At 36.5% G+C, this 8,325-nt stretch carries 5 protein-coding genes and 1 rRNA gene; 3 read left to right on the forward strand and 3 right to left on the reverse strand.

The window, feature by feature from the left end; genetic code table 11:
* A 16S ribosomal RNA gene (locus BMX34_RS09330) occupies positions 1-116 on the reverse strand; the annotation flags it as partial.
* 422 nt (positions 117-538) lie between these two features.
* Here BMX34_RS09330 and BMX34_RS09335 point away from each other — a divergent pair.
* On the forward strand, positions 539-1,225 hold the full coding sequence (locus BMX34_RS09335) for a prepilin peptidase (RefSeq protein WP_092572739.1): 687 nt from the start codon (positions 539-541) through the stop codon (positions 1,223-1,225).
* Between the two features lie 84 nt (positions 1,226-1,309).
* Here BMX34_RS09335 and BMX34_RS09340 read toward each other — a convergent pair whose 3' ends face one another.
* Complete coding sequence (locus BMX34_RS09340; protein ID WP_092572740.1) at positions 1,310-4,210, reverse strand: DEAD/DEAH box helicase; 2,901 nt, start codon at positions 4,208-4,210, stop codon at positions 1,310-1,312.
* Positions 4,211-4,297: 87 nt separating this feature from the next.
* On the opposite strand from BMX34_RS09340, the gene BMX34_RS09345 reads away from it, so the two are divergent.
* Positions 4,298-4,687, forward strand: coding sequence for a (deoxy)nucleoside triphosphate pyrophosphohydrolase (locus BMX34_RS09345; protein WP_327077516.1), 390 nt, complete (start codon positions 4,298-4,300; stop codon positions 4,685-4,687).
* On the opposite strand, the gene BMX34_RS09350 is transcribed toward BMX34_RS09345, so the two are convergent.
* Positions 4,688-7,753 (reverse strand): type I restriction endonuclease subunit R, encoded by a 3,066-nt coding sequence (locus BMX34_RS09350; RefSeq protein WP_092572742.1) that lies wholly within the window; start codon positions 7,751-7,753, stop codon positions 4,688-4,690.
* A gap of 99 nt (positions 7,754-7,852) precedes the next feature.
* On the opposite strand from BMX34_RS09350, the gene BMX34_RS09355 reads away from it, so the two are divergent.
* Positions 7,853-8,325, forward strand: a 473-nt coding sequence (locus BMX34_RS09355; protein ID WP_234971720.1) for a restriction endonuclease subunit S, incomplete at its 3' end; no start/stop codon positions are given.

Genomic DNA, 8,325 nt, shown 5'->3' on the forward strand with positions numbered 1-8,325 from the left:
ACTCACCCGTTCGCCACTCACGCGGAAGAAGCAAGCTCCTTCGTTGTGCGTTCGACTTGCATGTATTAGGCACGCCGCCAGCGTTCGTCCTGAGCCAGGATCAAACTCTCATGAAAGATTGTTTGAGTCTTTGCTCAATTCAATACTGACTGTGTGATACCAAGTTTAGACTGGGGTATCGCCAGTGTCTCGAATTTATATTCGGGGGTGTTCATAATGAACCCCTATTACAAGTTTGGTGTGTCTTTGTTCAGTTTTCAATGAGCTTTCGTGCGCTGCCCACCTCATTGAAGGGCTGTGACGCAACTATTACATCATACCATCGAGCGATTGCTTTGTCAATAAGTTTTTGAAATTATTTTATTTTTTATTTCAAAAGCTGATTAACTTTTGGCTTCGCCTTAACGGTGATTACTATACTAGCATGCTTTTCAGAATGGGTCAATGATTATTTGCAACTTTTTTTGATTTATTTTCGTATTTTGTATTTCATCCTGGTATTTATAAAAAGACTAACCATTAGAAGGTGAAGTTTCTCATGATTTATTTTATTTTTGGAGCTTGTATGGGATCCTTTCTCCCTGTCTTAGCTGAAGAATGGGCTGTCCAAAGCATTTCTTGGTTGCGACGCTCGCGTTGCGATCATTGTCAAAGACCCTTAAAATATTTTCAGCTTGTTCCTATTTTGTCTCAACTATTCTCAAATTCGCAATGTTTATTTTGTCGGCAACAATTTTCTAATAAATATATTTTTCTTGAATTGTCCATCGCTTTTCTTTCATTACTATGGACGGATCTCTTCCCATCTCAAATCGTTGTTTCCCTAATCAGCTTATATATATTAACTCTGATGGCTTTAATTGATTATCACCAGGGCTGGGTGCCAGATTTTTTACAGCTGTGTCTGCTCCTTCTTGGACTGATCTTTTATCCTGAGCAAGAGAGAGTTTGCTACGCTGGATTGATTTTTGTTATTTTATCTACCATTGCTTATCTTCGTCCCGGTCGAATTGGTTTTGCTGACATCAAATTACTTACAATCCTTTGTTTGTATTTTCCAGTTCAACTTTATCCTTACTTTCTTGCCTTGGCTTCTCTAATCGGTTTAATTATGTCTTTTTTATTTAAAAATTTTCGTTTTTCGAATAGAGCTATTCCTTTTGTCCCGGCTATATTTTTCTCTTACATAATTACTCACATATTTAGACAATGTTTTTACCAATAAAAAAAGTGCCAACTTAGGCACTTTACTGAAGTAGACTGTTAAAAGTCAACAAAAACTTCAACCATTTACAACGATTCATTCGCTTTACTGATCACCACTTAATAAATATTGCATTAAATTATAAGGAACGGGTTGATCTAATTTTAAGTCCATGGTTACCACGGGTGTCTTCTGAGTTTCCGGATCCATAAAGGTTTCTTTTGGTGTTCCCTCAATCGGTCGCACCCGACCTAAATAGTAGAAATCTTTGCCTTCCCCATCTTCTTTCTTAACAAAAAGTGAAATAGCTAAAGGATCATGACCTAGATGAATAATATCGGCTACTTCTTTTGAAGCAAAACTTCGATTGCTTCGAGTATACCAGTGAAAGACTTGTTCATTAATAAAACGATCACCATACTGAGTGGATTCACTGATTTCATCGCTCTTATGATAAGTTACAAAAATTGGACAGGTTCCATATTTATTTTTATAACCATAAATTGTAGAAGATTCGTCCCGTTCCCAACCCATCAAACGACAGAAATCTTTTCGTGAATATTTTTCGCCAAGCTCCAGACGTTCTTTTGTTCTTGAAGCTGGGTATTTTTGATTTCGAATGAGTCCAGTATCGATAATATCTTGTACCAGTTCCCGAAATTGTGGATTATTTAGTAATTGTTGGAAAGTTTCAGAAAGAACAATCTGACTTTGATTCCATTCAATGATTGGTTGACCATATTTCTTCAAACTTTGTACAGTATAAAAAGATAAATCAAGAATCCCTAAAACCGAATTCAAAATATTTTGATCACTGTAGATGTTTTGTTGGCGAAGCATGGCTAAATAATCAGCAACTTTGACCGTCCCTTGTGATTCCATCAACTGCTTCAATAACAACAACTCATGAGGGCGCTTGCCGTCCAAGAGCTCATGGGAGAGAAAGTTTAAGTTCGCGTGTCCTCGTTCAGAAAGATTGCGATAGCGATCTATTTTCATTTTTACTAGAAAATCTCCATAATGTCTTAAATTACGTTCGAAAAAGACAATCGGATCAATCGATTGAGATAGAATAAAATCTTTTAACATAGGCGGTCGACCGAGTTTGTTTGCTAAATCCTGATAGGCTTCGCGTAAGACTTTCATACTGGAAAGATTAGTATTACGAATAGAATCAAAAATTTGTTGTTGGGCAATCTCTTCAAAGTTGATGGTCGTTATCCCAGTGAGTTGATTGCGATTTACTAAATCACGGCGGTAATTATCTTTATTCATCGATTGGTCACCAAATAAGGCAATCGGGATTAAATAATTATTCTGATAATTCCCAATGAAATCAATAATGGTGACAAATTTCTTACTATCATGTTTTCGCAGACCCCGGCCTAATTGCTGAATAAATACAATACTTGATTGAGTGTTACGCAACATGACCACTTGATTTACAGCCGGAATATCAATTCCTTCATTAAAGATATCTACCGTGAATATATAATCTAATTTGCCCTCTTCTAATTCTTGAACGAAATGCTCACGAGTCGCCTGTGGGTCTTCGCCGGTTAAAGCGACTGTTCGATAATTTCTTTGATTGAACAGGGCTGAAAGTTCCCGAGCTTCTTCTTTTTTAGAACAAAAGAGTAAGCCTTTAACATGTTCACCTGAATGGCCATAATACTGAATTTTATCAATAATGTGCTTAACTCGTTGGTCTGTAACTAAATTAGTAAATTGAGTTTTATCATCCAGTAGCTCACCTTGATAGACTAATTCAGAAACACCATAATATAAGAAAGGACATAACATGTCTTCGTCTAAAGCTTCTTGTAGGCGGATTTCATAAGCAATATTATAATCAAATAATTCATAAATGTTTTTGTCATCGGTTCGTTCTGGTGTTGCCGTCATCCCCAGCAAAAACTTCGGCTGAAAATAATCGATGACCCGTTGATAAGTTTGGGCTCCGGCTTTATGTACCTCGTCAATTAAAATATAATCAAACCATTGCGGATCAATTTGATATAGATTGTCAATTTTACTTAAAGACTGAATGGTAGCAAAGGTGTATTTTTCCTGTCCAAGAGGCTTGCCCGATTGGAAAATACAGGCTTCTTCATCCATGAAACCAATAACGCGCTGGTAATCTTTCAAAGCTTTGCGAAGGATTTGTTCGCGGTGGACAATAAATAAAAATCGATCTGGTTGATATTTTTTTACATCAAAAGCAGACAGATAGGTTTTTCCGGTTCCAGTAGCTGAAATGATTAAAGCCTTTTGGGCTCCTTGCTGACGCATCTTGGCTAGCCCGATTAATGCTTCAGCTTGCATTCGGTTAGGTTTGATTACTTTTTGATAGTCAGCCAACGTTTCTTCCATAGGCTTTGGTGTCAAAGTTAACGGGCGATAAATAGCCTTTTGATAATCTTCAATAATTTGTATTGTTAAAGGAACTGCTTGTTGCCAAACTTGGTCAAAGTTGTCTTTTGTTTTCTGAATAAAATCACCATTATCTGTAGAAGATAATTTGATATTCCATTCATAGTTTAACTTCAGAGCGTTATGAGTCAGGTTGGAAGAACCTACAATCACAACTTGTTCTAATCCATGATTGAACATATAGACTTTAGCATGGCTATTCAGGTCCTCTTTAGCCATTCGTACTTCGACATTCCGCAACTTTAATAACTCTTGCAAGGCTTTTGGTTGGTTAAAACCTAGATAAGGTGAGATCATTAATCGGCCATGACCCCCTCGATCTGCAAAATCAGAAAATTGGGTCTTTAACATTCCAATTCCCGCCTCAGTAACAAAGGCAACATTGATGGAGAAAGAGAAACATTTATTAAGTTCATTTTGAATATCTGTTAAGACATGTTGACCCGTTTCCGGATTATTCATTAATATTTTCGGCGAATAGGTGGCGTTCTTATAATCAATATTATTAATAAAACCAAATTTCAAAGATTCGCCCAGGTATTCTTGATATTGGCTTGAATATTTTTGCTTCATCGACATCGTCCTTGTGTAAATATGATAATATTATTATAACCATTTGATCATAAAAAGAAACATAAGGAGTGGATTTTTATTAAAACAATCAATGTTGTAGCAGCAGCCATCTATAATGATCGCGACCAAATTCTTTGTTTTCAACGCGGTCCAGGCAGAAGTCTGGCAGAGCTTTGGGAATTTCCCGGTGGAAAAATTGAACCCGGAGAAAGCCAGGAAGAAGCCCTGATCCGGGAAATAAAAGAAGAATTAAAGGCTGAATTGATAATTAGTCAATACATAGGAGAAGCCGCCTATGACTATGATTTCGGCCGAGTTGAAATGAAACTATATTCAGCAACGATTACTGATAATCAATATCAGCTGACCGAGCATTTGCAAGCCAAATGGGTCGACCGGTCTCAACTGATGAGCCTAGATTGGGCCCCAGTCGATATCCCGCTTGCTCAAGAACTGATGACTAAGAAAAATCTCTGATTATCTCTTTCTAAGTGGTAGGATTTCTTGATCCATATTCAGACGAATATCCTTGAGAACTCGGCCCCAATATTTAAGTTTGGAGACCGGGTTCTCAGTATTTTCTTTATAAGCCTGATAATCAGAAGTTTCTTTTAACTCATTTTCCCCGTTTTGTTTATCTCGTTTTGGATTGTAATTTTCTACGACAAAGGAAAGCTTATCTTCCTCAATAAACCACTTCTGAGAAATTTGCCGGATGACTTCTTCTTGCGAATTAGCAATCAGCTCCTCTAGAATTTGAGAAACTTCACGATTTTGGTAATGCGCTGGATCCCTTTCGATATCTAACCACATAGTCTCCATTAAGCTTGCTAACTTGGCATTATTCTTCTGCAATAATTTTAAATAATTATCGATTTCGCTAGTTAACTTCTTATCAGCTTTAACCAGTTGATTCTGTTGAAGTTGACCTTGTTCACGAACGTAATTTTGAATCAAGATAAGAATATATTCGTAATTTATCTCTTCTGTCTTAATCGAAGCGAGTTCATATTCTAAGTCTAAAGTTTCTTGAACTTCAACGTCACCTTTATTCGCAGCTTTAATCTTCTCTAAAGCATTATTATAATGAGCAGAATAGTACTCGATTTCTTCGTCGGTAATATTAAATTCTTGACCTAACATGCCAGGGTTAAAGTTAGAATATACCCGAATCGCTACGTTTAGCTTATCAACTTGTTGGAAAGCTTTAGCAAATTTCTTCAACTCAGCGATGGAATAATCATCCAAGTCGATTCGCTGTGGGTCTGGAAGCATTGCTTTGAGGTCTTGAATCGATTGAATGAATTGCGTCGAAGTTGTTTGCCAATCAGGTGCCAATACATCGTTCTCTCCACCATTAGAATATAAAATTAATGCTTCTGTAACAGCCTGTTCAAAAAGTTTTGGTGTTTGAAAAGTGACAATTTGACCATATTTTTTATTTTCATAAAGACGGTTGGTCCGGGAAAACGCTTGAATTAAATCATGCGGACGCATCGGAGGTCGATCTACAAAAAGTGTAGATAAACAAGGCGCATCAAATCCTGTTAATAGACGATCGACCACAATCACAATATCTAACTGTTCAGATCTAGACTGATACTGTTCCTTTTTCCGAGCTAAGCGATCATTAATATTTCGATTATAGGCCCTTAATGTTTCTAAGCTAAAATGGGTGCCAAATTCTTCATTATATATTTGAATAGCTTTAGACATTTGCTCTTGATTGCTAGTGGAACTTTCTTCATTCTCAGAAACAGAATAAGTAATAGCTATTTTGGGAAAATCCGGCAGGGTTCGTTTGGTTTCTTCAGAAATCTTGACGGCTTCTTTTCCGGCTTTCACTGATTGGAATAATTGAAAATATTCCTGAGCCTCTGCTATTGAGCTGGTTGTCAAAATAGCATCGTTCGTCTTACCAATTCCATAAGCAAACCCTAGTTTATGACGTGAACGATTAATTATAAAATCGATGACTTCCAATTTATGATTTCGATGCTGATAAATATGATTCGGCAAGATCTTTTCTTTATCAATCATTTCCATATTAGCGACTTCACTCGGCGATTTGCCCGTAGCTTGTTGAACAGCCTGATCTAAATCCCACTGACCAATAGTTGTTATATATTCGACTTGAAAACCAAGAACAGCATGGTCATGAATCGCTTCTTTCACCGTATACTGATGAAGAAGCTCTCCATATTGCTGCTCAGTTGTTCTTGGCAAATTACCAATAGCGGCTTTCGCATTTTCTTTAAAAATGGGCGTCCCAGTAAAGCCATACCATACTGACTTAACAAAAAATTCTTCAATCTCTTGTTTTTTAAGTGGACTTACCGCACGGTGACATTCATCAACGATAAAAGCAAGCTTTTGTTGGGTTAATTTTCGATAATTGGTAGTATCTTCCTTCCCTTTGAAACGATCCATCACATAATTCAATTTCTGAATGGTAGTGACAATCACATTACGCTCATCTTGAGAGAGTAATTTATAAATTAAATCAGTTACAGAGTCAGTCTCAGCAATTGAAATTACATCATTCTCTGCATACGAAGAGAATGATGAAGTCGTTTGTTGATCTAAATCAACACGGTCTACTACAAAAATAGTTTTGGAAATACTTGGGATTTGCAATAAATTTCGGGCAACTTTATAAGAGGTCAAAGTTTTACCCGAGCCAGTTGTATGCCAAACATAACCGGATTTTTGTTCTTTTGAAGCTTGCTTTATCGCTTCGATAGCATGAATTTGATAAGGACGTAATAATATAAGTGCTTTACGATCTTTATCTAGGACTGAATATTGAGCCACCATCTTATGGGCCATAGGAATTGATAATACTTCTTCGGCAAAATCCAGATATTTAAGAACAGGTTGATTTTGTTGATCAACCCATTTTGTCAGAAATTGTTCCTTTAATTTCGTATCTTGAGCAGCAGCTATATAGCGTGTCTCTTCGCCATTAGTCACTACGAACATTTGAAGACTAGAATAGATACCGTTGAATTTCCCTTGTTTTGAATATTTCTTAATCTGACGGAAAGCATCCAAGTAGGGGTTGAGTCGACTTTTCAACTCAATATGAATCATGGGCAATCCATTAATCAATAAAGTAACGTCAAATCGCCGATCGCGGTCTATCGAATCAGCTTTACTCGCTCGAAATTGATTAATGACCTCATAGTGGGAAGTTCCTCCTGCAATATCTTGTCGATTAATGACTCTTAAACGAATCGACCCTAAATTGGCATCTTCGCGTTGGATACTGACTTGAGCAACTCCATTCTCGCCAGCCAACCAAACTGCCGCATCATAAGGATTGGCAAAGGTAAGTTGACTACGTACTTGAAGCTTCTCCTGATAAGTTAATGCAGTCTCCTCAAGCTTATCGGTATTATTTCGCTCAAGGATATCAAAAAAATTCTGCCACAAATCTTCTTCAGATTTTAAGTCAGGGCGATAAGTCCACTGAGATTCGCCGGTAATTAACTGTTGGATTAAATTATTTTCTAATTCTTGCTCTAAAGTTGATTTAGCCATGATGTCACCTCTTAATATTTCATAGTAATTATAGCATGTACTCAAACTAAAAACCGATCAAAAACACTAAAAAATACGGAAGCTTGGGAACAGCGTAAGTTGGGGGAGTTAATCACGTGTTTTTCAGGAGGTACTCCATCGGTAAAAAATAAAGAATATTATAACGGACATATCCCTTTTATCAGATCTGGTGAAATATATAATGAAACCACAGAATTATTTATTTCGGAATCGGGTTTAATAAATTCTTCAGCTAAACTTGTAAATGTTGGAGATATTCTCCTGGCTTTGTATGGTGCTACAAGTGGTGAAGCAAGTTTATCCAAAATAAAAGGAGCTATTAATCAAGCAATTCTAGCTATTATACCAATAAAAATAGATAAAAAATTCCTACTATATTGGTTAATTAATAACAAAGATAAGATTTTATCTACTTATTTACAAGGTGGGCAAGGAAACCTTTCCGCAAGCATTGTGAAAGATTTAGTAATTTCATACCCAAAAAATATTAAAGAACAAAAGAAAATTGGAGAAGTATCTTTTTCTTTAAATGAAACTATCACTCTTCATCA

The sequence above is a fragment of the Ignavigranum ruoffiae genome (assembly GCF_900110675.1).
GTDB lineage: Bacteria > Bacillota > Bacilli > Lactobacillales > Aerococcaceae > Ignavigranum > Ignavigranum ruoffiae.